A 24,677-nucleotide genomic window follows, 5' to 3' on the forward strand; every position below is an offset into this window, starting at 1 on the left:
AATATAAAATATTAAAATTGAGTTAATGCTAGCAAATTAATTTATTTTTGACTATGATAAAAACGGTAAAATTAAAATTTCAATGCAGCATATGAACATATTCTCTTTTACGCAATCAGAACATACTCGTCTTGAGTTGCTGCAGTTCATCCAAAATTCTTTAAAACCTGAAATATGGCAACAAAATACTCAAGCTGTAAATCATCTCAAGCGACTGACACAACAACATCCTCTATTTAAACATCCAATATTAGAGCAACTTCATCAATGCCAATTTAGTTTGGATCAATTAAAATTTATCCATATCAATTATTTTACTGCTATCGTTAAAAATTTTACTGATGCTTTGAGCATGGTAATCTACCAAGCGTACAAGTTGGAACAAAACTCAAATATCTTAGAAGAAAATAGAATCGCATCAAAAATTTATGCACGTTACTTGCTGTCGCTCAACTTAATTGATGAATTGGGTTTCAATACCCATCAACTTGAACAAAGTTCAGCTGCTAAATCTCATCTGGTGTATTTCTTAAAATTAATGCAGCAGTTAGACCTAGAACCATTAGATCAAAGTAAAACTCAAATCGAAGCATATGCACTCGCCGAGTATATACAAAAACATTTGTCCTCTTATGCTGACCTTCTGCTGATTTTGGCGTGCACAGAACTACAGGTGATCAAATTTAGTGAAGCATTGCGAAACAATATGGCGATTTATAATAGCATCTATATCGAGGGCTACTATGCATGTCATGGTCTGGCTGACCAGGAGGCTTCAACACTCGCCAATGATGACAATCATCAAGATGATATTTGGACATTGCTTGCACAATGCTACTCATCAGAAAATCAACAACATCTACAGCAAATTCAGTCTGAATATTTAGCTCTGTGGAATAATTTTTGGAGCAAAATGAAAATTTGTACTGCAACAATTTAATGTTTTTTCATCAGCCAAATTTTATCTAACATGTTTAGTTGGCATCATTTGCTGGCACTGCGATCATATTTTGCGGTATGGCGCCATGAATACCAACGATATTAAGGGTGAGCAGGATATTTCTTTAAAACGACAGCAGTAAAATCAAAGTGAAGCTTTATTAGCAAAACTTGCACTATTACGATTGAGTGAGAATTTCTCAGTCGATATTCCCTCTGGATACGAACTCAACCAAAAACAAAAATCATCAATATTTTTCACTTCGATCCACGTTTCTCAATCAAGATGCGCTTTTCATACATATCCGAGTCGAAGGTCTTATATCCCCCATCCCCCTATACTTTAATTTAACGCGACTCTAAAGCTGGTTGTGAGGCAGTATGTTGTTTACGTTCTTGATTCGCTTTTTTAATCACCTGATATCCACCCGTTAACCCTAAAGTTGCCATAATCACTGCGACAATCAAATCAGGGAACATACTTCCCGTACCAAATACACCGATTGCAGCAAAAATTACCGCGACATTCCCAATCGCATCATTGCGGCTACACAACCAAACAGATTGCATGTTCGAGTCCCCATCCCTAAAGGCATAAAGTACAACAGCTGAAATCACATTGGCAATAAGAGCAAGGACACCAATAACGCCCATTGTGATTGCTTCGGGCGGAATCCCCTGTATATATGCATAAACAGTTTTTGCAATTACCACAAATCCAAAAATTGCCATGATTGCGCCTTTAAATAATGCAACCGTTGCCCGCCAATACAAACTTGCCCCTAAAACAGCTAAAGAAACTGCATAATTGACAGCATCACCAAAGAAGTCGAGTGAATCAGCCCATAGTGCTGAAGAGTGTGCATAAGCACCGCCTATAAGCTCGACAAAAAACATGGCAAGATTAATAAATAAAGCAATCCACAAAGCCGTTCTAAACTTACTATTCGGTTTTTGTGGTGCAGGTTCATGACTACATGTACATGCCATGACATATCTCCTGAGTGAAATATCAGTTGTTGATTTGTCTTTGCACAAGCAACCTCATGATCTTTTTTTTAATGCAATTGCAAGAGCGGTATAGACAATAATCAAATTAAGCTATACTGCTATTTAAAACTATGGAGTAAGTCCAAGGTCAAGCAAAAAATAGAGGAATAATCATGCAGCAGTATTTAATCAGTGATCTTGCAAAAAAAACTCAGCTTTCAACTGATACTGTACGTTTTTATGAAAAAAAACAGCTCATTCAGTCCAGCTATCGCGCAGAAAACAATTATAAATACTATGATGAAGATTGCTTAAAACGACTGATTTTTATCAAACGCTGTCGTTCATTGGACATGACCTTACATGAAATTACCCAACTTTTAGAACAAATTCAGCATCCTGAACAGGATTGTAAAGTGATCGATCAGTTGATCGAAGAACATATTCAACATGTCGAAACGCGTATTCATGAATTGCAAAATTTTAAATCTCAATTACAACAATTACGTCAGTCCTGTTCATTAAATACCACCATTGATCACTGTCAAATCATCAAAAAACTCGAAGCCTCTGAATAATTGATTTACTGCGATTATTCGCTCAGTCCTATGTTTCATTGAGTTCTGATTTATTGAGTTCTGGTTTATTGAATTTTTTGAAATACTGTTTTATGTAATTTCAACGATACCCCCACCAATAAAATCAGAACTGGAACTTCTACCAATGGACCAATGATCGTTGTAAAGGCAACAGGCGATGCCAAACCAAAGGTGGCAATCGCAACCGCTAGCGCTAATTCAAAATTATTGCCTGCAGCCGTAAATGAAATAGCCGTTGTTTTGGCATAATCATTTCCTATCCATTTACTCATAAAAAAGCTTAGGAAAAACATCAGTACAAAATACAGAACCAATGGAATCGCAATCCGCAATACATCTAAAGGAAGACTAATCACATCAGCCCCTTTTAAGCTGAACATTGCCACAATGGTAAACAATAATGCCAGTAAACTGATTGGGCTGATTTTAGGGATGAAAATATTTGTATACCAATCTACCCCCTTCATTTTGACCAGTATCACACGGCTCAAAAAACCCAAAAGAAATGGAATGCCCAAATAGACTAAAACAGCATGAGTAATGGTCCAAAAACCGACGTCAATGAATTTAGCTTCTACACCAAAATACGGAGGTAAAATACCTAGAAACAACCAAGCATAGCTACTAAAAAAGAGAATTTGAAAAATGCTATTGAAAGCAACCAAAGCCGCAACGTACTGATTGTCACCGCCAGCCAAATTATTCCATACCAACACCATGGCAATACAGCGCGCCAGTCCAATCAGGATCAAACCCGTCATATATTCAGGATACTGATGTAAAAAAATAATGGCTAAAACAAACATCAAACACGGTGCAATCAACCAATTTTGCAATAAAGATAAAAGCAGTGTTCGCTTGTCCTTAAATACCTGTGGTAGCGTTTTATAATCCACTTTGGCAAGTGGTGGGTACATCATTAAAATGAGACCCATCGCAATCGGAATATTGACTGAATCTAAACTTAAATGATTTAAATTTGTCGATACCCGCGGGAAAAATATGCCAATAGCAATTCCGAATGCCATAGCCATAAAAATCCATAATGTCAGATGTCGATCAAGAAAAGACATTTTCGAAGTCTGCTGGGAGAAACGCATCATGATTTACTCACAGCAATGATTAATATTCATCAGACCTGAATGTTTTTCTATCAGGTTGTGATTTGCCAAGGTGATAATATTTAATATTTGATTCGCCCAATCAGGAAGTTCAGGATTCAATCGGTAATATACCCATTGCCCTTTTCGTTGATCCAATACAATTGATAGATTTCTCAACAAAGCCAAGTGTCTTGAAATCTTAGGTTGACTTAAATTCAAAACCTCTGTGATTTCACATACACAAACACTGTCTTTTGCCACCAACATTTTTAAAATATCTAGACGTGTCGGGTCAGATAAACATTTAAAGAAATCTGTTTGATGCATAACGATTGCTCAATTTATTCATTCACCATATTCAATATTGCGAATATACGCATATCCATATATAAATACAAGATCACAAATCACTATGGCGCTTTAAAATCTATGTCATCTCAAATTAAAATTTATCACAATCCTGACTGTGGGACTTCCCGCAATACTCTTGCACTGATTCGCAATGCGGGAATAGAGCCAGAAATCATTGAGTATTTAAATCATCCACCCAGCAAACAACAGTTGATTCAGCTCATCCAACGATCGGGTTTATCTATCAAAGATGTACTACGTAAAAATGTTGAAGTTTACACAGTTTTAAATTTAGAACGACAACAATACAATGATGATCAGCTCATCGAGCTCATGCTGCAACACCCTATTCTGATTAATCGTCCTTTCGTCGTCACTGAATTAGGTGTTCGTTTATGCCGTCCTTCTGAAATGGTTTTAGATATATTATCTGCCCCACAATTACATCCATTTTCTAAAGAAGATGGTGAAATTATTATCAATCAAGCATTAAAAAGAGTGAAATAATTCTTATCGACCTGCATAAAAGAAATATAAATTAAACATAAATGATTGAATTAATTTATTTTTAACTGCAAATCAACCTAATAATCCTGAGTGTTTTACTAGGTTGAATCTTATTTTTAAACCCTTACAATAAAACCATATTTTTAGTATGCCTTTAGATTTTTATGCGCATCTCTCACATTACAGAACTTCTCTCTCCAGCAGGTTCACTGAAAAATATGCGTTATGCATTTGCCTATGGTGCAGATGCTGTATATGCAGGTCAACCTCGCTATAGTTTAAGAGTTCGTAATAATGAATTTGATCATGCCAATTTAAAAATTGGAATTTCCGAAGCACATGCGTTGGGTAAAAAATTTTATGTTGTGGTCAATATCCAACCGCATAATGCTAAATTAAAAAACTTCATTCGCGACCTTACACCTGTCATTGAAATGCAACCTGACGCGCTCATCATGTCGGATCCAGGCTTGATTATGATGGTTCGAGAGAACTTTCCACAGATGCCGATTCATCTATCTGTACAAGCAAATGCAGTCAATTGGGCAACAGTGAAGTTTTGGAAAAATATGGGACTCACTCGTGTGATTTTGTCACGTGAGTTATCTATCGAAGAAATTGAGGAAATTAAGCAGAATGTACCCGATATGGAAATTGAAGTTTTCGTACATGGTGCACTCTGTATGGCTTATTCCGGTCGTTGCTTACTTTCAGGCTATATGAATAAACGTGATGCAAATCAAGGCGCTTGCACCAATGCATGTCGCTGGGAGTACAATATTCACGAAGCAGCAGAAGATGCATCTGGGGATGTCATTCCAGTCCAATCACTGGAGACAGCATCCGTATGTTGCAACAATAAAGATGCCGACGAGCAACACGCCATACAACAACATCAATTTGGCGAGCCGGTTTTATTACAACGTCATGAAGAAGATATGTTTGCTGCTGAAGAAGATCAGCATGGCACCTACTTCATGAATTCTAAAGACTTACGTGCCGTTCAACATGTAGATCGCTTAACCAAGATGGGCATCCATTCTTTAAAAATTGAAGGACGCACCAAATCTTACTTTTATTGCGCAAGAACGGCGCAAATCTACCGTAAAGCGATTGATGATGCACAACTGGGTAAACCGTTTGACTGGGCGTTGATGACACAACTCGAAGGTTTAGCAAATCGTGGTTATACCGAAGGTTTTTTACGCAGACATGTGCATGCTGAATATCAAAATTATGAAACGGGCTCATCTCGTTTTGACCATCAACAATTTGTAGGCGAAGTGCTAGAAAGAAATGAGGATTACATCAAAATTGATGTAAAAAATCGCTTTGTAGTCGGAGACTCGCTGGAGCTGATGACAACATCGGGCAATATCACCTTTACGCTTAATCAGATATTGGACAAAAAGAGACAGCCTATTGTGGATGCAAAAGGATCTGGGCATATTGTCGAAATCCCAATCCCTGCGGATGTTGATATGCAATATGCTTTATTAATTAGAAACTTACCTAATTCAACTGCTGATATTTCAGCGTCATCATTGGCTTACCAAGCAGTATAGGATATCAAAATGGCTTTAATGATTACTGATAAATGCATCAATTGTGATATGTGCGTTGCAGAATGCCCCAATCAAGCAATTTTTGAGGGTCAGGATATTTATGAAATCGATAGCGAACGTTGTACAGAATGCGTTGGATTTTATGATCGCCAAACTTGTGTAGATGTTTGTCCTATTGAATGCATCGTTCAAAATCCTGAGCACATTGAAAGCCAAGCGCAATTGTTAAATCGTTTTCATTATCTAAGTTTCTTTGGATAGAAAGTTTTTTTAACAAGTGCTGATCTTGGAACGTATTTTGCTTTATTAATATATCAGCAAATAACAAAAACAATAAACAACATGGAATTGGGCAGTGGCAGCGCAGCTCATTAACAGGGTAAAACAATAAAATTAAGGAGAAGCCAAAGTGTATTTGGGGAACACTTTGGCTTTTTCTTATTGAATTAGTCCAAATAATCCTGTGAAAATTTCTCTCTGCACCATCTTTTGACCTCTTCAACAACAAAATCTGCGTTAGGCAATGTCAATAAATAATAGTTCCATGCTGTTTCAATATGTTCAGAAACAATTTTCATACGTCCGTGCTTTAAGTCATTGGCAATTGCGGTACGACTTAATAATGCCACACCCTGCCCTGACAATACCGCCTGAATTGCATGGCTTTCCTGCGTATAAAACACTTGTGGTTGTCCTGCATGTATATGTAAACCTTGTTTTTCAAACCACTTTTGCCAATTAACACGATTGGGGCAATATTCATCTCCCCAAGTGAAGTGAATCAATGGTACGCTTGACCAATCCATTGATTCTATATCTAAAGAAGCATATCCAACAGCAACATATTCATCCGTTGCAAGAAATTCAGCATTGACATGTTGATAGCCTCCAGAACCATAACGAATCGCTAAATCATATAAACCAGAAGCCATATTGACCAAATCATAACTTGCATGCACCCGAAACATAATATTGGGGAAACGCTGTTGCAATTCAGGCAAATGCGGAATGATCCACTCACTTGCAAAAGATGGTGTCGTTGTGATGGTGAAAAGTCGTTGCTTATGCTGTTCAAGTTGATGTAGAGCAAATTGAATCTGTTCAAATCCAGACCGCACATGCTTCAACAAATAAGCCCCTTCAGGTGTCAGCGTAATTGATCTTGTGCGTCGTTCAAACAATTGTAAATTCAATTGCTGTTCTAGCTTTTTGATGCGATGGCTTAAAGCCGTTGGCGTTAAAAAGAGCTGATCTGCTGCTTTCTTAAAGCTCAGTTCTTCTGCGACATATTGAAAAGCCAACAATTGTTCGAGTGTATTGTGTAAAGCCATGAAATCACACACATGGATGAATTAAATTCATTTATAACATGTATTTTTATCGTTTGTCGTTTTTTTCAAATTAAATAAAAATCATAATGAATACATCAACAACAGCGTATTAATATGACGAATATACTTAAAATAGACACCAGTTTAAGAACTGGTATTTCTGGAACACACCCACATGGTTCTTTAAGCAGACGTTTGACGGAATTATTTATTCAACAATGGCGTGAAAATGATTCATCTATTGATGTTAAGTATCGTGATTTAGGACAAGATCCCATACCTTATATTGATGAAGAATGGATCATTTCTGAATTCGGCTATGCAGAATCCGAAGAAAAAGCACAACAACGTTTAAAACTCAGTGATGAACTGATTGAAGAAATACAATGGGCGGATGTAATTGTACTGGGCGTACCCATGTATAACTTTGGACCTCCTGCTCATCTAAAAGCCTATATTGATCATCTTGTGCGTATGAATAAAACCTATTCTTTTGATATCACCCAAGCACAGCCATATTCAGGTCTGATCGATGATCAAAAAAATCTGGTACTTCTTTCTGCTCGTGGTGGACATGATTTTGATTCAGCTGATGCGCCTTTTGCCAACCATGTAGAGCCTGCTATAAAAACAGCATTTAATTTTATCGGGATCAAAAAAATTCATGAAATCGCCATTGAACATCAGGAAACTGGCGGCACGTTGCTAGAAAACTCTATACTTGCTGCTGAAGAAAAAACCCGAACACTCGTTAAAAATCTACAGACAAAAACAACCCATAAAGTCATTCAACATTTATGACAAAAAAAGGAATTGAGCTGTTAGCAACTCAATTCCTATCAAGGGTAAAGCCATCAGTTTAACAGTGCTAAAGTCAGTATCATCGAGACTATGCTGACTTTACACTTCAAAATTGTTCAAGTCATTATTGACCTGAACGAATAATATAATCAAATGCAGATAAAGAAGCTTTTGCACCTTCACCAGCGGCAATGATGATTTGTTTATAAGGTACGGTTGTACAGTCACCTGCAGCAAAGACACCTTTCACATTGGTTTCATTGCGATCATTCACCACAATTTCATTTCGATTAGAAAGTTCTACAGCAGTTTCTTTTAGGAAATCTGTATTTGGTAATAAGCCAATTTGTACGAAGATTCCTGCAAGTTCAAGGGTATGAAGTTCATCAGTGGCACGATCTTTATATTTCAAGCCTGTCACGACAGAACCATCACCAATCACCTCCGTAGAAAGTGCATTCATGATCACTGTAGTATTTGGCAAGCTATTGAGCTTATCTTGAAGTACTTGGTCAGCACGTAGTTTAGTATCAAACTCGATCAAGGTAACATGCTCAACAATACCCGCAAGGTCAATCGCTGCTTCCACACCAGAGTTACCACCACCAATCACAGCAACTTTTTTACCTTTGAATAATGGACCATCACAATGTGGGCAGTATGCAACACCACGTGTTTTATACTCTTTCTCGCCAGGTACATTCATTTCTCTCCAACGTGCACCTGTTGACAAGATGACTGTTTTTGATTCAAGTTTTGCACCATTTTCCAGTTCAACTTCAACCAAACCATTGGTTGTTTGATCCGCACCTACAATGTTTTTTACTTTTTGTAAGTTCATAATGTCCACACCGTACTCACGTACATGTGCTTCCATATCAGAACCAAACTTTGGACCTTGAGTTTTCTGTACAGAGATAAAGTTCTCAATATCCATCGTATCCATAACCTGACCACCAAAGCGCTCAGAAACAATACCTGTACGAATCCCTTTACGTGCGGCATATACCGCAGATGTTGCACCAGCAGGTCCACCACCAATCACCAATACATCAAACGCGTCTTTAGCATTCAGCTTTTCAGCATCTTTAGCCGCAGCACCGCTGTCTAATTTCGCAACGATTTCTTCCAAAGTCATACGACCTTGACCAATATGTTCGCCATTTTGGAAAACCATCGGGACAGCTAAAATTTTGCGTTCTTCAACTTCATCTTGGAAGAATGCACCATCAATCATGGTTGCAGTCGTACCAGGGTTATTAATCGCGATTAAGTTCAATGCTTGAACAACATCTGGACAGTTATGGCAACTTAAAGAAACAAACACATCAAAGTTTGCTGTAAGGTTCAAGCCTTTCACTTGCGCCAAAACTTCATCAGAAACTTTTGGTGCATAACCAGAAACTTGTAACAAAGCCAAGATCAGTGAAGTGAACTCATGTCCCATTGGCAAACCAGCGAAGAATACACGTGGTTGCTCACCTACTTTTGCGATACCAAAGCTAGGTTTACGCTCATTTTGACCATCAAAACGTGCTGTGACTTGATCTGAAAGTGCCGCAATTTCTGTTACCAACTCTTTAATTTTATCTGATTTCTCAGAACCATTTAAAGAAGCAACAATTTCAATTGGGCTTTCAAGACGCTCTAACAAAGTTTTTAATTGAGCAGAAGTATTTGTATCTAACATGCTAACAATCTCCAAGGGAGTAAATTTCTTTCGTTGAATATATATTACGTCTATTTAAAAAATAGATAAAACAGTTTGTTTTCATTAAATCAATCGGTTTTTTAGTTTAACCTTTATCTGTTTAATATGCATCATTGCTTCCCCCCTTATCATACTTAAATTTTTAAATTCCTTTTCTATATCGGGGCATTGTCGATAAAATCAATCGAAATCATTGCAACCTCGAAACTTAAAATTAAATTAATTTTCAATAAAAATAATATTTCTTCGACCATCTTTCTACAAAAAAACGTGCGCGACGATTGCACAAAGTTTTAAGCTAAATTGATGTTGTCGTTTCTCCTATTAAGTACAACAACGTGTACTTAATCACAATTTCTAAATACATCAGTGATGAGGTAAAACAATGAAAATAGAGTTCGTATTCGATATCGTCTATCCAATGAGCTATGTTGCGTTTGAAAAACTTAAACAGCATTGGAATCAGCCTACGGCGAAAAAAATCGAATTATTACCTGTGCAAGTTTTACCAGAAATTCCGGAACAAGGCCTCGATATTTACCAATATTTGACTGAAAAATACGGAACTAAAGAGGCAAATCGTAAACTCGATATGGCAAAATTTGCTGCATATAGTCAAGACTTAACCGTTGATATTGAGCATATGAAACGTATGCCCAATAGTCGCTTGGCGCATCAGGCAATTTTAGCTTTAGATAATGTCTTTGATCAATTCGCTTTAACCCAAGCTTTATTTCACGCTATATTTGCGCATGGTAAAGACATTGCTAATCCTGAAGTGTTGAAACAAGTCATTGAAGGTATGGGGCTGGATGGCAATAAGGTACTACGTTCAATTCAGCATAAAGAAGTTGCGGATAAACAGGCTGAAATTACCCATTATGTACAGAGCTTTGGTAAGCACCCAACCCCTTACTATTTAGTTGATGGTGAAATTTGGGATAAAACTTTCGATACACTTGAACTCAAGGAACTCATTACCCAACGAGCAAAAGATGTAGCTTAGTTAATTCCAATCACACCATAAAAAGCACTTTTTCATCAAAGTGAAAAGTGCTTTTTATTCGCTTGAAATCCGGGCTATCACAGTTACAACATTAACTCATCCGATGACCGATCCGCTGTAAACGTTTGCTCATCCGATAAGCAATCAAATAGAAGAATAACCCTAACACTAAGCCAATTGCCCCAATTCCCCATAATATCTTTTCGACAATATTAGACCAAAAATTTGCACGATTTATTTGAACTTCAACGCCTTTGGCAAGTGGTGAAACCGCTTGATCAAATACTTGATGTTGAATCGTCCATAACTGTTCTGGCTTAAATCCATATTCTAAGAATTGAGGATCGCCTTGCTCTGCTTTGATGAGCTTTTCTGCATAGACTGTTGCAACCACTTGATCTACAGGTTTGTGCATTAATGCGGTCTGTGCCAATAAATAATTTTGCACAGGCTCTGGCAATTCAGATTTACTGAGATATTGATAAATATTACTGTGTTGAATATTTTGATCATAACGAACAAAAGCTTTGAGTTCTTTATCGCCCTCATCTTTTAGATCATATTGTACATAGGTCAAACCTGACCATATGACAATAAAAGCGATGAGCCATGCAACAAATTTGAGTATAAATGACTGAAAACGAACCAAGAAAAATCGTAACTTTTTAAGTAATTTAATAACAAAAAATGCCCCAATAAAAGAAACGATCAATTTTAAAATTAACCAACCCAACCATGAAAAAGCGTTCATCAAATAATCAGGTTGATAAATTGCGTCTCTTAATTGCTGATCCACCATATAAGGCAGATGCAATTGATGCACATGTTGAGCCACCCCAAACATGTTAAAGACCCATTCCTGCTGAAAAAATAAAGAAATCAAACTTGCTACACCAACAGCGGACAGTACCACTGCTGCTGCCGTGAGATTCCACTTACGGCGTTGCAACATTTTTAATCCATGTTCTATTTGCTGAATATCTACAGCATGTTGATTTTTTTCAGTCAAGTATTACACCTTTATTCAAGACATCAATGAGCACATTTAAGATTGATTTCAAGATTGCTGCGCAGTATTGTCCAAGACCAACTGCTGTAAGTTCGACTGCAAAGCTTTGATTCGGGTTGAAGCCTCTTCACGCTTTTGCATGCCCTCTTTTTGGATCTGAATCACATCATTCACTGTTTTAATGAGGGTATTTTGAACATGTTCAAGTGTTTCAATATCAATCACTGAACGTTGATTGGCTTTGGCTGTATCTACTGAATTTTGATGGAGCAAATCGGCATTGCGTTTTAACAGCTCATTGGTCGCGTCATCAATCGTATTGGCAAGTTGTACGCTGTTGCGTTGTTCATTTAAAGAAATCGCTAAACTAATTTGGTTTTTCCATGCTGGTAATGTGATGTTTTTAATGGCATAGAATTTATCAACCAACATCATATTATTTGACTGAATGATTCGAATCATTGGCAAAGTTTGCATCGCAGATTGTTGCAAAACTTGCAAATCACTGACTCTTTTTTCTAAATTATTGGCTAAATGATTGAGGTCATAAACACGTTGATTGGTTTTTTGATCTTGTTCTTGAGCAGATAAAGAGGCAATCTCTTGTTGTACCTCTTGTTGCTTAATCCGCCCAGCGGCAATGTAAATCCCCAATTGACGATATTCTTCCTGTACACCGTTAAACATACGGTCCAAGGTATCTACACGTGCTTTTAAACCCGTTTGCGAAGTTTCAATTTCTTTAACCAGTGAATCAATTTGTTCTTTGGTGGTATTAAAATGTTGGTCAAAACTTTGTTTTGCGCCTTTAAACTTATTTAAAAGACTGCCAATAAATCCTGAACTTTTTGATTGGTTCAAAATACTCGATGTGTTGAGCTGTTGTGCAACTTGTACCACTTCATTCAACTTTTGCCCAGTCACATCGAGGTCTTTATTTTTAACCAGATTCAATAATTCATCAGTATAAGAGGAGGTCTTGCTTGCAATATTTTTTCCATACTCAGCAACTGCTGCATGGTTAATATTTGCCAAGTCTTTATGGGCATTAACAACCTCATTAAAATCCTCTGTATTTAAACCAATCTCTTTGAGATTCAATTGTTCAAATTTTTGGATTTCTAGTGGAGAATTTGATTCTGTTGTTTTTGCTGTCATAGAATCTGCTTGTGTTGTTAATGGTTGCTGATTCGAATCGCTCATAGATCTACCCTATTTATTTTCTAATGATTTCTTTAAAGATTGAATTAATTTATCACGACTTTTATCAAGTTCTTCAGTCGTCACCAAAGAATTCTGTGCACTGCTCTGTTTCACATGATACTGCCATGCAGGAATTAAGACGTGTTGCGCTTCATTAAAACGATCCAATAATGTTAAGGAAAGTTGTTGCGTTAACTGCATCTGTGCCAATGCAATATCATTACTGGCTTGTAAAGTCTGCAAAGTGTTGATCTTTTTTGACAAACGCTCGGAAAAATTATCCAAAGGATGACGTTGTTGCACAAACACAGGATATTCATCTAAAAATTCCTGTGCTGCACGAATATATTTTGCCATTTGCTCTCTTAGACCATTGGCTTGTTGAAAACGAGATTCTGACTTTTGAATTTCAACTTGCAATCGTTGGCTTAATTGTTTGGCTTCATCAATTGAGCTCTCTAAATCTCTTAAATACTTTACTTGACCAACACTAAACTCTAAATCTAAGCCCAACCATTTTTGTATGGCGTTGAATTTTCTTTGGTTCAACTTTTTCTTTGATGCTGATAACTGTTCAATAATTTGCGCAATAATTTGACTTAACTTTTGTGTCAAATTCGGATCAATACCTTTTAACAGTACCGACTGTGCTTGGATTAATTGATCCGCATACAAATTGAGTCGGGTTTGATTATCCAACAATGGAACAAGGTCATTACGTTTAATTGAAAGCAATTCATCAGCATTACAAGAAATCTGTTCAAGTGGAGTCAGTACAGTAAATTGTTTCATATCAGTTCAAAATGAATAATTTTTCAATGATTTAAGGGCAATCATCAGACTCACCCTGTCTAATTAAAACTTATAATACAAATTCAGCTTAAAGCCTAACTAAATAGCAAAAAATATACAGATATAAAAAAACCAGCTTCGAAAAGCTGGTTTTATAAACCTCAATCGTTATTTCGCTTGTTTATGCATCTGATAGCGACGATACCCGACCAATCCAAACAAACCAAATAAACTCACCCATCCAAACGCCCCACCACCACTGACACGTGGACTGCCTGGTGCTGTTCCAGAGTTTTGCAAAATAACAGTTGATGCACTGTTACCACTCGTATCAGCCGTTGCTGAATTAGAAATTTTTCCATCAGCATCATACACATAGTAAGTAAATTTATAACTGAATGGGTCAAGTGTGCTCCTGAGCTGAATATGAATCTTACCACCATAGCAGGTATATTTACCGTCATCGCCAGGACATGGTCCACTACGATCTGCTGTAATCACCACAGGGTCAATGGTATTTGCAATTCGAATAGGTAGCTCAATCCCTTCTGGATTGACATAGAATTTTGGTTTATTCGGTTTTGCTGTTAAGGCTGCAACATTTCCATCACCGTCATCATTGGCATATTGCAGTAAATCAACATCTAATGGTTTGGTTGAACCATATTCAATATTCAAAGTCACATCTTTTGTAATCGGTGCAATATTGGTGAAACTTCCAATGATATACGCTGAAGATTTTATGCTTGGATCTGCAATTAATTGCAACTGATAACTACAGAACTCATTATCACCTGATGGTGTAACATTATCATTGATACGCCATAACATGATTCTCTTCAGATTTGGATTCCATTCACATTTAAAGTTTGGATCTTCTTTGCCTACAAATACCTTTTTATCATTCAATGTGCCTACACCAAGCGCTTTTACAGTTACTGTATAGTTATCCGTATTTAAATGTTTTACTACACGTGTATCTTGACCAGTTGCATTTTTCGTTACAATCTCAGCAGGAAGATTCGCGGCAAAAGGATCCACAAATATTGTCCGATATTTCTGATCAGATTTGGTGTATTTGATTAAATTACTATAGGTTTCAACTTGTATTTTATAGAAAGGTATATAATCTTTATTGGTCGCTGGATCTTCCAATAACTTATTATAATTATCCAGTACAGTTTGATACGAGTTCAACATTTGTACGACAGAACTATTAGTTGCGCTAAGATTATTCGCTGTTAAGCGTAAAACCTCAGTTGAGCCGATATCACAAGAGTTGGCAACATCATTTATGCCATTCGAATTTTCTGCAATGACACGAGTTACACCACGCTGATCTTTACCACTACAGCCTGTATAACCGATATCCACCAAATCTTTGTCTGTCCCCAAGTTTTTAGGAAAATACATCGGCATAAAACCAGTAGATTCAGTAGGTGGCTCAAGTTCATTTAAAAGTGTTGAGAAGTTAATATTGCTGACGTCAAAGGTATTGTCTTTGCCATCTTTCCTAACTTCTTCTGCAACTTCGCATTGATCATTTCCAGCAGACATTGTCAAAGCATTATAGTTCAATACAACACTTGTTTTTTCAACCTTGCTGACATCACCATCTGCATAACGACAAGACTTGCCAGTATTGTAGGCCAAAATATTATTACTTAATGCTTTTACACCATTAAAACCATATAACAATGTTGACCAAGCTGTGTTTTTGACAATCGTATTGCTGGTTAAAGACAATGTTGCGTAGTTACCTAAACTCACATTACCTTGAGGCGTCTTCTGCGTAAATTGAATAATGCTGCCTTGATTTGAATTTGCTATATTATCAGTAATGGTATTTGCGGTGAGTGTAATAGCAGGTTGTCCACAAAAGCTAAACATACTTAGGCTATTTTCGGATCCATTTCTCAGAAAACTTGCATAGTTAATTCCAATGGTACGTGTCGTAAATCCCAAATTATCTGAGCACGTCATCCCAAGTACACTGCCTTGATCCGCACTATTCCCATCAATAACACCATAATTTATATTGAGTGAACTGGTCACATCATTTAAATAAATCGCACCACCTACTTTTGCCTTGGAATTCAGGATATTGACATTATTTAAAGTCAGTGCTCCACCTGCATAAATTGCCCCACCAACACTGTAATTACTGTCACCTAAACTTGAACCATCCTTTAAAATTAAATCATTGAGCACTAAGCCTGGCTTATTTTCATAGATGGTATTAAAAATACGTGAATTGCCTTGACCAGAAATTGTGGTTTTGATTGGCGTTGCCGCAGGAAATTGGTTGGTGAGTACATCAGGGCGACTGTAGTCTCCTGGTTCTTTTCCAACGATAGAGACATCAGAATTTGGTCTTAACTCTTTGTTTAACTTATACTCACCTGCTTCTAACTGAATCACGTTCGGCACTGTTGAATATATTTGCCCAGCACTACAGCCACCATAAGCTTTGTGTATGGCAGCAGCGTGTAATGCTTCTCTCAAAGAACACTTGTCAGGATTTGTCCCATCTTCATCATCAAAAGTCGTGACATAAATCGTTTTATCTTCTGCCGCCATTAATGACATGGTCGACAATATAACAAGTGTCAGAAATCCTTTTTTATAGTTTTTCATCGTTAATCCCTTACTTATTTTTTAAACGTCTATAACCAGCTAATCCAATAAGACCTACGATAGAGAAAAACCCTAAACTTCCGCCAGATGTTTTGACTTTATAATCTTTAAAATCATCAGGTTTTCTTTGTACAACTCGTGCAGGTATCGTGATATAAGGGTTATCTGATTTATTAAAACTTGTTGTCGATGTCACTATACTAATTTTAAATTCATCTGAACCTTGCCAATTCCCATTCGGGGTATAAACCAGATCACCCGCTTGATCAATCACTAAGCTACCCTTAGAAGGTGTATTGGTTTGCACTGTTTTAAGACAACCGATTTGCCATGGTTTACCATTGTCATCCACATCTCGATTGAAGATCTGTTTACATTTTTCAGGGCTCACCAACTCCCCATCTTGCAAATGATCAGCAATGGAAAATTTAGCTTTTTCACCATACAGAATGTCTTGTCCAACGAGAGAGATATTACTCGTGTCAATCACCAATTCAACTGAACCACGATCACACAATTCAGCATTTATGTCTCTATTCTTGCCACGCTGGTCAGTTGCTGAGCATGACAATATTTTATCTTGTGCTGCAGGTCCATGATTAATAATCAACGAGTCTTCTGCTGAATTATAGCTCGGTAAAATTCTTGGTAAAAAATATCCTAAGGCAATCGTAGGAGACTCTGCAAAAGGACACAAAATACCATTGCTACTATAGTCACATTTACCTTCAGTTGTTGCGCCTGCAATCAGTTGAGCATTACCCATTGCAGTCGATTTAAATCCAGCGCAGCCTGATGAGTAGAGGTTATTACTGATTTGCTCAGCTTCTCCACCAGCCACCACAGTACAATCTTGTGCACCATTTTGCGCAATAATACTATTGGCAACATAACCCTTCTTCTGCGGTGCATTCACAATCAACCCCATACTATTTAAAATCATGGTGATGTTATTAACTTGCATCGCATCATAAATTTTAATCACATAGCCTTTATTGTTAAAAATCGTGCTGTTTACGACTCCAAACAAAACAGAAGCACCTATCGCTTTTAATGCATCTTCTGAAAATTGATTTTGTGTTTCAAAATTTGAACTGCTACTGTTGCTTGTTTCATTGTCTCGAATCAATGATTGAGAAATAACAAATGATGGCAGTTCAGTATAAATGACGCCTCCCTCTGCTGCCTTATTGCCTTTAATTAAAGTTTTTGACAATACCACAGAACTGAGCGCGGTATTTGCGCTATATATACCCGCATTATAAATTGCGCCACCTTGTCGGGCAGAACCATCTAAAAGCTGACCGTTACTGATACCCAACGATTCTTTGTTATAAATCAAACCACCTTGATCCGCACAATTCGACTGCCCGCATCCTTTTAAAGTGATCTCATCAAAAGCAACACTAAGCATTGCAGGAGGAGTGGTTGCGTTTGGATCAATTGCTTTTTCAATTCGAAATAAACGGTCTTTACCTACCATTTTAATGATGGCATTTCTTCGTCCAACAATAGACTCAGTATCATTAACATTGGTTTGATAATCGGAGCCAAATGCCACATCTTTTAAAATACGTATTTGGCTATTCAGTGAATATTCTTTATTTGCCTGCAACATGATTTTTGCTGTTGCATCTTTACCACCACATCCGTTATAGCCAACTTCAGGCATGCCCTGATTGACGTATTCAACTGCTTCCCTTAATGAACACTGATCGTCTGCTTTTACAATATCATCTGTTGTAGTGACAGTAATATTTGCACTGAATGCATGACCAGTAATACATAATAATCCTAAGCCTATGCCCCGTTTGAGCATTATAGTCTCCTTGATTTCTTTTAATTATTTCTTATTAGCCAGCATAATGCTTTGCTATCAGTCCTTTTTGCGTACTTTGTCACAGCTAATAAAAATTCTCAAGAATTTTTATTTATACGCTGTCGATCACATATCAGATTAAATATAGATCAAAAATCACTATAAAATACAAATAATTATTGTCTATACTCATCAATCAATGCATAGAGTTGTCTTAGTGTCGCATGAGATAATTTAGTTTTCTCACCCTTCAATAATTTTTCTAGTTGATCAACAGATTGCAGTAGTGTACTCGTTTGATGTGGTCCATGTAATAGCAAATATTCCGTTATTTGCGGGTCAAAATGTACACCCCGACGTTCCAGAACAGAATGTAATAATGCATGACGATCTGCATAAGACTGCCCACTCGGTACTTTTACACTTACTGCTTGGGTTAAACGTGATTGTAAATCAGGAAGTTCGAGCTTTAATTCAATCGGCGCAAATCTCGATGAGAATACCAACTGCCCGCCATCTTCATTATTATTATTGATTAAATGGAAAACTGCTTTTTGCCAATGTGGCACACCACTGATCGCCTCAATATCATCTAAGGCAACCAGATCATAACTTTCAAGGGAAGTAATTGCTTCTATGGGAGCGTCCAACAACTCCAGTAAAGATACTTTTATTGCAGACTTACCAATTTCTAAATAAGAATCACAAATTGCAGAGAGTAAATGGCTTTTTCCAGTTCCAGCACCACCATAGATATAGAAACGATTCATCAAGCCCGCATGAAGCTGACGCACAGCATCAATTACAGGTCCCCAACCCGGTCCAGAAAAATCACTAATTCTGGCATCCAGTTGTGGTTCTATATCCAACTGTAATTGACGCATATATTCAAATCATTCCTAAAGTGGATTTTGATCAGTTTTAATCGATTCATCAGTATCTTGCGTGTTTTTTACTTCAATATCAAGATCAACTTGATCGCTTTCAACGGAAATTGTCTCAGAACTTCCAGTATTTTGTATGGTGACCAGTGTACTTTCTGACTTATAGAATTGACTGCGTTGATATAACTCTTTGAGATGTTTCAGTAAAACGACGATCACCGCAGCAACAGGAAGCGCAATCAACATCCCAACAAAGCCGCCTAATTGCGCACCAGCAAGTACCGCAAAAACCACAGCGACTGGTGATAAACCAATTTTATCTCCAAGAAGGAAAGGTTGCAGAATGTATCCTTCGATCAATTGCCCAACACCAAATACCGCTAAAACCATCAATAAATGTTTTACATCAAGACCAAATTGGAAGAAACAGGCAATAATGGCGGCAATAATACCTACACCAAAACCCAAATACGGAATAATGCTGCATAGACCTGCAATCATCCCAATAATCAATCCGACTTCCAATCCAACCAACTGTAAGCCAACGGCATATACGATGCCCAACAAGACCATGACTAAAAATTGACCTTTGACAAAAGCTCCCAAAACACTATGACATTCAGCAACGATGTTTAGAACGCTGTTTTCATATTGGCGCGGAATAAATCCCTTCATGCTTTCTAACATGCGGTTCCAATCGAGCAAGAAATAAAATGCGATAATTGGAATTAAAACAATCGTACCGCCAATCGAAATAAAACTTAATCCAGACTGCGCGATTTTTAACGCCATCGATTGAATACTGTCTGCACTATAGTTGGTTTGTACATAGTCCATGACCACTTTAGAAATCTGGTCTGTATCAAGCTCCATGTGCTCTACATTAAAATTATTGGATAACCACGGTAAAAAAGTCGCATTCACCCAATGAATTCCAGCAGGAATACTGTCGCGCGCATAGATTAATTGTTTCCAAACCAAAGGCACCACAAACCAAATTGCCCAAGTCAGCAATACACCTATTCCGATAAATACCACTGAAATAGACAGCCAGCGTGGTAAAAATTTAGTCAGCTTTTCAACTACTGGGCTAAACAGATAAGCGACCAGAAATGCAGCGACAAATGGAATCACGACTGGTTTCAGTAAGTACAAAATCCATAGAACAAAAGCGATTGCAGCAAGAATAAAAATTCGTTTTAAAGTCCGATCATGCATCGAATCACGCCTTTTTCAAATTTAATCATTATTGAGAGTAAAATATTTTAATAAAGATAACATTTTGGCGCATAAATAACATAAGAGTTTCGTATATTCAGGTATAATCCTCGCGCGAATGCGGAGACTTCAATTATGAGCAACTCAACTTCTACCCCAAACACTGGTTTAAGCTATAAAGACGCTGGTGTCGATATTGAAGCGGGCGACGCACTTGTCGATCGAATCAAATCAGTCGCTAAACGCACAACACGCCCTGAAGTAATGGGTGGTTTAGGCGGCTTCGGTGCACTTTGCAAAATTCCTAAAGGTTATGAAGAACCAGTTCTTGTATCAGGTACAGATGGTGTCGGTACAAAACTACGTTTAGCATTAAACTTAAACCGTCATGACACAATTGGTCAAGACTTGGTTGCAATGTGTGTAAACGACCTTTTAGTGTGTGGTGCAGAACCTTTATTCTTCCTTGATTATTATGCAACAGGTCATCTCAATGTTGATGTTGCTGCAAATGTAGTGACTGGTATTGGTCAAGGCTGTGAACTTGCAGGCTGTGCTTTAGTCGGCGGTGAAACTGCTGAAATGCCAGGAATGTATGAAGGCGAAGACTATGATCTTGCAGGTTTTTCTGTAGGTGTTGTTGAAGCAAGCAAAATTATTGATGGCTCTAAAGTTAAAGCGGGTGACGTTTTGATTGGTTTAGCATCTTCTGGTGCGCACTCAAATGGTTACTCTTTGCTTCGTAAAATTCTGGATGTGAAAAACGTTGATTTAACACAAATCATTGATGGTCGCCCACTTGCAGATGTTGCAATGGAACCAACGCGTATTTATGTTAAGCCAGTTCTTGAACTTTGCAAGCAAGTTGATGTACATGCCATGGCTCATATTACCGGTGGTGGCTTACCGGGTAACTTACCACGTGTACTTCCAAACGGTGCTCAGGCTGTAATCAATGAGTCTTCATGGGAATGGCCTGAACTGTTCAAACTTTTACAACGTGAAGGTGGTGTTGAACAATTTGAGATGTACCGCACTTTCAACTGTGGCGTGGGCATGGTGATTGCCGTTGATGCGAATGATGCAGATAAAACCATTGAAGTGTTGACCGCTCAAGGCGAAAAAGCTTGGAAAATTGGTCATATTCAGGAAAATCCAGCTTCTGTTGAAGGCGCTGACGAAAAAATTCGTGTCATTTTTGCCTAAGTTTTCGCATGATTAAAATTGCTGTACTTGTTTCAGGCAGTGGAAGTAATCTACAAGCCTTGATTGATGCCAATCTTTCAGGGCAAATTGTCGGGGTAATTTCCAATAAACCTGAAGCATATGCTTTAGAGCGCGCGACAAAAGCAGGTATTGCGACTCGTGTAATTGAACATAAAAATTATCCTAATCGTGAAACATTTGATGATGTTATGCATCAGCAATTAAAAGATTGGGATGTTGATTTGGTCATTCTCGCGGGTTTTATGCGCATTTTGAGTGCTCCATTTGTAAATGCTTGGCAAGGTAAAATGGTGAATATCCACCCTTCTCTCTTACCAAACTATAAAGGTATGCATACCCATGAACGTGTTTTAAAAACTGGGGATGTGTGGCATGGTTGTACTGTGCATTATGTCACCGCTGAATTGGATGCAGGTCAGGCGTTAACACAAGGCATTTTAAAAGTTGATTTGCATGACAATGTACAATCTCTTGCAGCACGTGTACATGTTCTTGAACATTTAATTTATCCTCAAGCCGTTGAGTGGATCTGTAATGGCACCCTTCAACATTTGGATAATGGTCAAGTGTTATATAAAGGGCAAATGCTTGAAAAACCAATTCAGTTCTGTCAGTTTTAAACAACTTTTAGGTTGAAATATGCTCCAAAAATGCATCTTAGGATGCATTTTTTATTGCTCAACATCATTCAATTCAAAATTATAAATTTCCAAAACAAATTCAATACGCATGTAATCGTCTGTCTACAGAAAAATCTATATCCCCTTAAAGCAATTATTTTTTTCGTATCAATTGCTTGACGAGTTCAACTGTTTCAACTGGATGCTCCAAAGGAAACATATGTCCCCCTGATGTGACTGTAAAAGGAATATTAAATTTCTTTTTCACGATTTGAGGAAATTTACGTTTTAAAAATGGACTCTCTGAACCAATCACCAAATCTACAGGTATTTGCGGTTGTGGATGCGGCAACCACCAATAAGATGGACCACTTCTAAAAATTGCAACTTCCACATCTTTAGGAATGGTTAAAGTGACTCCACCTCGTACATGATCTTCCGTTAAGGCATGATCAATATATGCTTGAAAACAATCTCCATCAAAATGCTGATAAAAACCTTTGGGTCTCAGTAGCTCTGCTGCTTGTTGACGTGATTCCCAATGATCTCGTCGACGTAAGCTTAAATGCGCTGGGGTAATTTGATCGACTTTTTTTGGAAAAAAAGTTTTTGCAAGATTAAAAAATAAAGAGGCTTTCCCCATAATTAAAGGGGGATCTAGCAAAATCGCTTGCTCAAATAAATCTGGGCGCTTAAACGAAGCTAAAAATGTCGCAACAGAGCCTAAAGAATGCCCTAGCCCAATGACTTTACGACCATTGGATTGTTGCACAATGCTATCAATCACTTGATCAGCAAAGTTAGACCAATTGTTATCGATCGGATAACGTTGATCAGTTCCCAGTAAAGAGACATAAATGACATCATATTGATCTTTTAACAAATCAAACAGTTTTGTATATACCTTTGAAGGTACACCGTTGGCATGAGCAAAGTGAATAACAGGTTTCATCTGAGATAAGCGAGTCATGTGTTCCTTTTACATTCAAAAATCTAGGCAATTGAAAACACTGTATAGGATAACTTGGCTTGCGTTAAACACTTTTTTAGACTGCTTAGATTATTCTTTTGAATTCAGTTTGAATCTACTGATAATAAATAAAGATAGGAGAACTTTGATTTTGCTTAATTTTCTTTCATTAACTGGTGGTGTTGATTATTGAGGGTCTATTCAATATTTGTATATTTTTAACTATTGATCAAACATAGTTGGTTTTTCTCTGATCGCATTAAATTTGTATAAACACGAAAAATTGGCTTTTTATAGTATGGTTTTCATGCTGTAAAGCGTGATCAATCACAGATCACGCTTTACATATCAAGTGTTTAAAACTATTGCATTTTAACATCTTGGTTGGTACCCAGTTTTTGGTTGATTGCCTCACCGAGACCATGCCCCATTTCTGAACCCATACGTCCGATAATCGAATCAAATGGACTCCGTTCAACTGTGTAATTCACTGTTTTTTTGACTTTTAACTCACGTTTTAAACTTTCAATATTGCCGGCTTTATCGGCGATGCCGAGTTTGATTGCTTGCTCACCTGTCCAGAATAAGCCAGAAAAAATTGCAGGGTCTTGCGACTTTAACTTAGCACCACGACCTTGTTTCACAGCATCAATAAAATGATCATGGACATTGTCTAATAATGCTTGAATATGTGCACGTTGTTCAGGATTAATTGGCTTGGTCATACTCAGAATGTCTTTATTATTACCAGACGTCATCGTACGATCTTCAACGCCTAACTTCTGCGCTAAACCACTGACCCCATAGTTAGGCATAATGACACCAATAGAGCCAACCAAACTTGATGGATTTACCCAAATTTCATCAGCAGCAGAAGCAATATAGTAAGCACCTGAAGCCCCCATATCACCAATCACGGCATAGACTTTTTTATCAGGATTCTGCTTTTTAAGATACTGAATTTCCTGCCAAATATCATCAGATTGAACAGGAGAACCACCAGGTGAGTTCACATTCAATACCACAGCTTTTGCTGATTTTGCTTCAAATGCTTTCTTTAACGATTTGATCGTATCAGTACTATTAACACCCTGACTACTTGAGTCAATTGTGCCCACAATATTGACCACGCCTAAATGATTTTCAGAGGTCATTGAAGCATCATCCGCACTGGATAAAGAACAACTTTTTACTAATGCAACCAAAACAAAGAGAATGTAAAGAAAAGTCAGAATTTTGAAGAAAATTCCCCAACGTCGACTACGGCGCTGTTCCTCTACAGAGGCAAGAACTGCTTTTTCTAAGATCTTCCATTCCTGCCCTGTAGGTTGCTGACCTACATTCGAGTTTAAATTTGTATTGTCATTTTGAGGTTTAGGTGGCCAATCGGACATT

The 24,677-nt window shown here is 37.5% G+C and carries 23 protein-coding genes; 9 read left to right on the forward strand and 14 right to left on the reverse strand.

Features of this window, described 5'->3' with window-relative positions; all coding sequences use genetic code 11:
* Positions 1-91: 91 nt before the first annotated feature.
* Complete coding sequence (locus TOL5_RS13985; RefSeq protein WP_005029939.1) at positions 92-940, forward strand: hypothetical protein; 849 nt, start codon at positions 92-94, stop codon at positions 938-940.
* Positions 941-1,287: 347 nt separating this feature from the next.
* Here the strand turns inward: TOL5_RS13985 and TOL5_RS13990 are convergent, their stop codons facing one another.
* Complete coding sequence (locus TOL5_RS13990) at positions 1,288-1,929, reverse strand: cation transporter (RefSeq protein WP_042090219.1); 642 nt, start codon at positions 1,927-1,929, stop codon at positions 1,288-1,290.
* A 173-nt stretch (positions 1,930-2,102) separates the two neighbouring features.
* On the opposite strand from TOL5_RS13990, the gene TOL5_RS13995 reads away from it, so the two are divergent.
* Positions 2,103-2,507: a Cd(II)/Pb(II)-responsive transcriptional regulator gene (locus TOL5_RS13995; RefSeq protein WP_004831437.1), complete on the forward strand. Its 405-nt coding sequence runs from the start codon at positions 2,103-2,105 to the stop codon at positions 2,505-2,507.
* Positions 2,508-2,572: 65 nt separating this feature from the next.
* Here the strand turns inward: TOL5_RS13995 and arsB are convergent, their stop codons facing one another.
* The gene (arsB, locus tag TOL5_RS14000; protein WP_171496485.1) at positions 2,573-3,601 is read right to left on the reverse strand and encodes an ACR3 family arsenite efflux transporter; all 1,029 of its coding nucleotides are present in this window, start codon (positions 3,599-3,601) and stop codon (positions 2,573-2,575) included.
* A 33-nt stretch (positions 3,602-3,634) separates the two neighbouring features.
* Complete coding sequence (locus tag TOL5_RS14005) at positions 3,635-3,958, reverse strand: ArsR/SmtB family transcription factor (RefSeq protein ID WP_151780779.1); 324 nt, start codon at positions 3,956-3,958, stop codon at positions 3,635-3,637.
* Positions 3,959-4,060: 102 nt separating this feature from the next.
* On the opposite strand from TOL5_RS14005, the gene arsC reads away from it, so the two are divergent.
* The 3 genes from arsC to TOL5_RS14020 all read left to right on the forward strand — a co-directional run bounded on the left by arsC (position 4,061) and on the right by TOL5_RS14020 (position 6,315).
* Positions 4,061-4,489: an arsenate reductase (glutaredoxin) gene (gene arsC, locus TOL5_RS14010; protein WP_004831440.1), complete on the forward strand. Its 429-nt coding sequence runs from the start codon at positions 4,061-4,063 to the stop codon at positions 4,487-4,489.
* A gap of 164 nt (positions 4,490-4,653) precedes the next feature.
* Positions 4,654-6,054: a tRNA 5-hydroxyuridine modification protein YegQ gene (gene yegQ / locus TOL5_RS14015; RefSeq protein ID WP_004831441.1), complete on the forward strand. Its 1,401-nt coding sequence runs from the start codon at positions 4,654-4,656 to the stop codon at positions 6,052-6,054.
* Positions 6,055-6,063: 9 nt separating this feature from the next.
* Positions 6,064-6,315, forward strand: a complete 252-nt coding sequence (locus TOL5_RS14020; RefSeq protein ID WP_004831442.1) for a YfhL family 4Fe-4S dicluster ferredoxin — start codon at positions 6,064-6,066, stop codon at positions 6,313-6,315.
* Between the two features lie 185 nt (positions 6,316-6,500).
* Here TOL5_RS14020 and TOL5_RS14025 read toward each other — a convergent pair whose 3' ends face one another.
* Positions 6,501-7,385: a LysR substrate-binding domain-containing protein gene (locus tag TOL5_RS14025; protein WP_005029950.1), complete on the reverse strand. Its 885-nt coding sequence runs from the start codon at positions 7,383-7,385 to the stop codon at positions 6,501-6,503.
* A gap of 114 nt (positions 7,386-7,499) precedes the next feature.
* Between TOL5_RS14025 and TOL5_RS14030 the strand changes: the two genes are divergently transcribed.
* The gene (locus TOL5_RS14030) at positions 7,500-8,186 is read left to right on the forward strand and encodes an FMN-dependent NADH-azoreductase (RefSeq protein ID WP_151780781.1); all 687 of its coding nucleotides are present in this window, start codon (positions 7,500-7,502) and stop codon (positions 8,184-8,186) included.
* 124 nt (positions 8,187-8,310) lie between these two features.
* Here TOL5_RS14030 and ahpF read toward each other — a convergent pair whose 3' ends face one another.
* Positions 8,311-9,876, reverse strand: a complete 1,566-nt coding sequence (gene ahpF / locus TOL5_RS14035; RefSeq protein WP_009584885.1) for an alkyl hydroperoxide reductase subunit F — start codon at positions 9,874-9,876, stop codon at positions 8,311-8,313.
* Between the two features lie 406 nt (positions 9,877-10,282).
* Here ahpF and TOL5_RS14040 point away from each other — a divergent pair, with 406 nt between their 5' ends.
* Positions 10,283-10,903 (forward strand): DsbA family oxidoreductase, encoded by a 621-nt coding sequence (locus tag TOL5_RS14040; protein WP_004831448.1) that lies wholly within the window; start codon positions 10,283-10,285, stop codon positions 10,901-10,903.
* 91 nt (positions 10,904-10,994) lie between these two features.
* Here TOL5_RS14040 and TOL5_RS14045 read toward each other — a convergent pair whose 3' ends face one another.
* From TOL5_RS14045 to cxpE, 7 genes are all read right to left on the reverse strand, one after another.
* Complete coding sequence (locus TOL5_RS14045; RefSeq protein WP_151780783.1) at positions 10,995-11,912, reverse strand: hypothetical protein; 918 nt, start codon at positions 11,910-11,912, stop codon at positions 10,995-10,997.
* Between the two features lie 48 nt (positions 11,913-11,960).
* The gene (locus TOL5_RS14050) at positions 11,961-13,070 is read right to left on the reverse strand and encodes a toxic anion resistance protein (RefSeq protein ID WP_085944247.1); all 1,110 of its coding nucleotides are present in this window, start codon (positions 13,068-13,070) and stop codon (positions 11,961-11,963) included.
* Between the two features lie 54 nt (positions 13,071-13,124).
* A complete protein-coding gene (locus tag TOL5_RS14055; protein WP_151780784.1) occupies positions 13,125-13,907 on the reverse strand; it encodes a tellurium resistance protein in 783 nt (260 codons plus the stop codon).
* A gap of 168 nt (positions 13,908-14,075) precedes the next feature.
* Positions 14,076-16,544: a CSLREA domain-containing protein gene (locus TOL5_RS14060; protein ID WP_151780785.1), complete on the reverse strand. Its 2,469-nt coding sequence runs from the start codon at positions 16,542-16,544 to the stop codon at positions 14,076-14,078.
* 10 nt (positions 16,545-16,554) lie between these two features.
* Complete coding sequence (gene rbtA, locus TOL5_RS14065) at positions 16,555-18,363, reverse strand: rhombotarget A (protein ID WP_151780786.1); 1,809 nt, start codon at positions 18,361-18,363, stop codon at positions 16,555-16,557.
* 176 nt (positions 18,364-18,539) lie between these two features.
* On the reverse strand, positions 18,540-19,247 hold the full coding sequence (gene hda, locus TOL5_RS14070; RefSeq protein WP_004831456.1) for a DnaA regulatory inactivator Hda: 708 nt from the start codon (positions 19,245-19,247) through the stop codon (positions 18,540-18,542).
* A 15-nt stretch (positions 19,248-19,262) separates the two neighbouring features.
* Positions 19,263-20,465 carry a chloramphenicol efflux transporter CxpE gene (cxpE, locus tag TOL5_RS14075; RefSeq protein ID WP_004831457.1) on the reverse strand — a complete coding sequence of 401 codons (1,203 nt, stop codon included), beginning with the start codon at positions 20,463-20,465 and terminating at the stop codon, positions 19,263-19,265.
* A gap of 135 nt (positions 20,466-20,600) precedes the next feature.
* Between cxpE and purM the strand changes: the two genes are divergently transcribed.
* Positions 20,601-21,671, forward strand: a complete 1,071-nt coding sequence (gene purM, locus TOL5_RS14080; RefSeq protein WP_004831458.1) for a phosphoribosylformylglycinamidine cyclo-ligase — start codon at positions 20,601-20,603, stop codon at positions 21,669-21,671.
* 8 nt (positions 21,672-21,679) lie between these two features.
* Positions 21,680-22,312 (forward strand): phosphoribosylglycinamide formyltransferase, encoded by a 633-nt coding sequence (purN, locus tag TOL5_RS14085; protein ID WP_005029963.1) that lies wholly within the window; start codon positions 21,680-21,682, stop codon positions 22,310-22,312.
* Positions 22,313-22,466: 154 nt separating this feature from the next.
* On the opposite strand, the gene TOL5_RS14090 is transcribed toward purN, so the two are convergent.
* Together TOL5_RS14090 and sppA are read right to left on the reverse strand one after the other, a co-directional pair.
* Complete coding sequence (locus tag TOL5_RS14090) at positions 22,467-23,264, reverse strand: alpha/beta hydrolase (protein WP_042090280.1); 798 nt, start codon at positions 23,262-23,264, stop codon at positions 22,467-22,469.
* 380 nt (positions 23,265-23,644) lie between these two features.
* On the reverse strand, positions 23,645-24,676 hold the full coding sequence (gene sppA / locus TOL5_RS14095) for a signal peptide peptidase SppA (RefSeq protein ID WP_004831461.1): 1,032 nt from the start codon (positions 24,674-24,676) through the stop codon (positions 23,645-23,647).
* Position 24,677: the final 1 nt, after the last annotated feature.

The organism is Acinetobacter sp. Tol 5 (genome assembly GCF_019702905.1).
Classification (GTDB): domain Bacteria; phylum Pseudomonadota; class Gammaproteobacteria; order Pseudomonadales; family Moraxellaceae; genus Acinetobacter; species Acinetobacter bereziniae.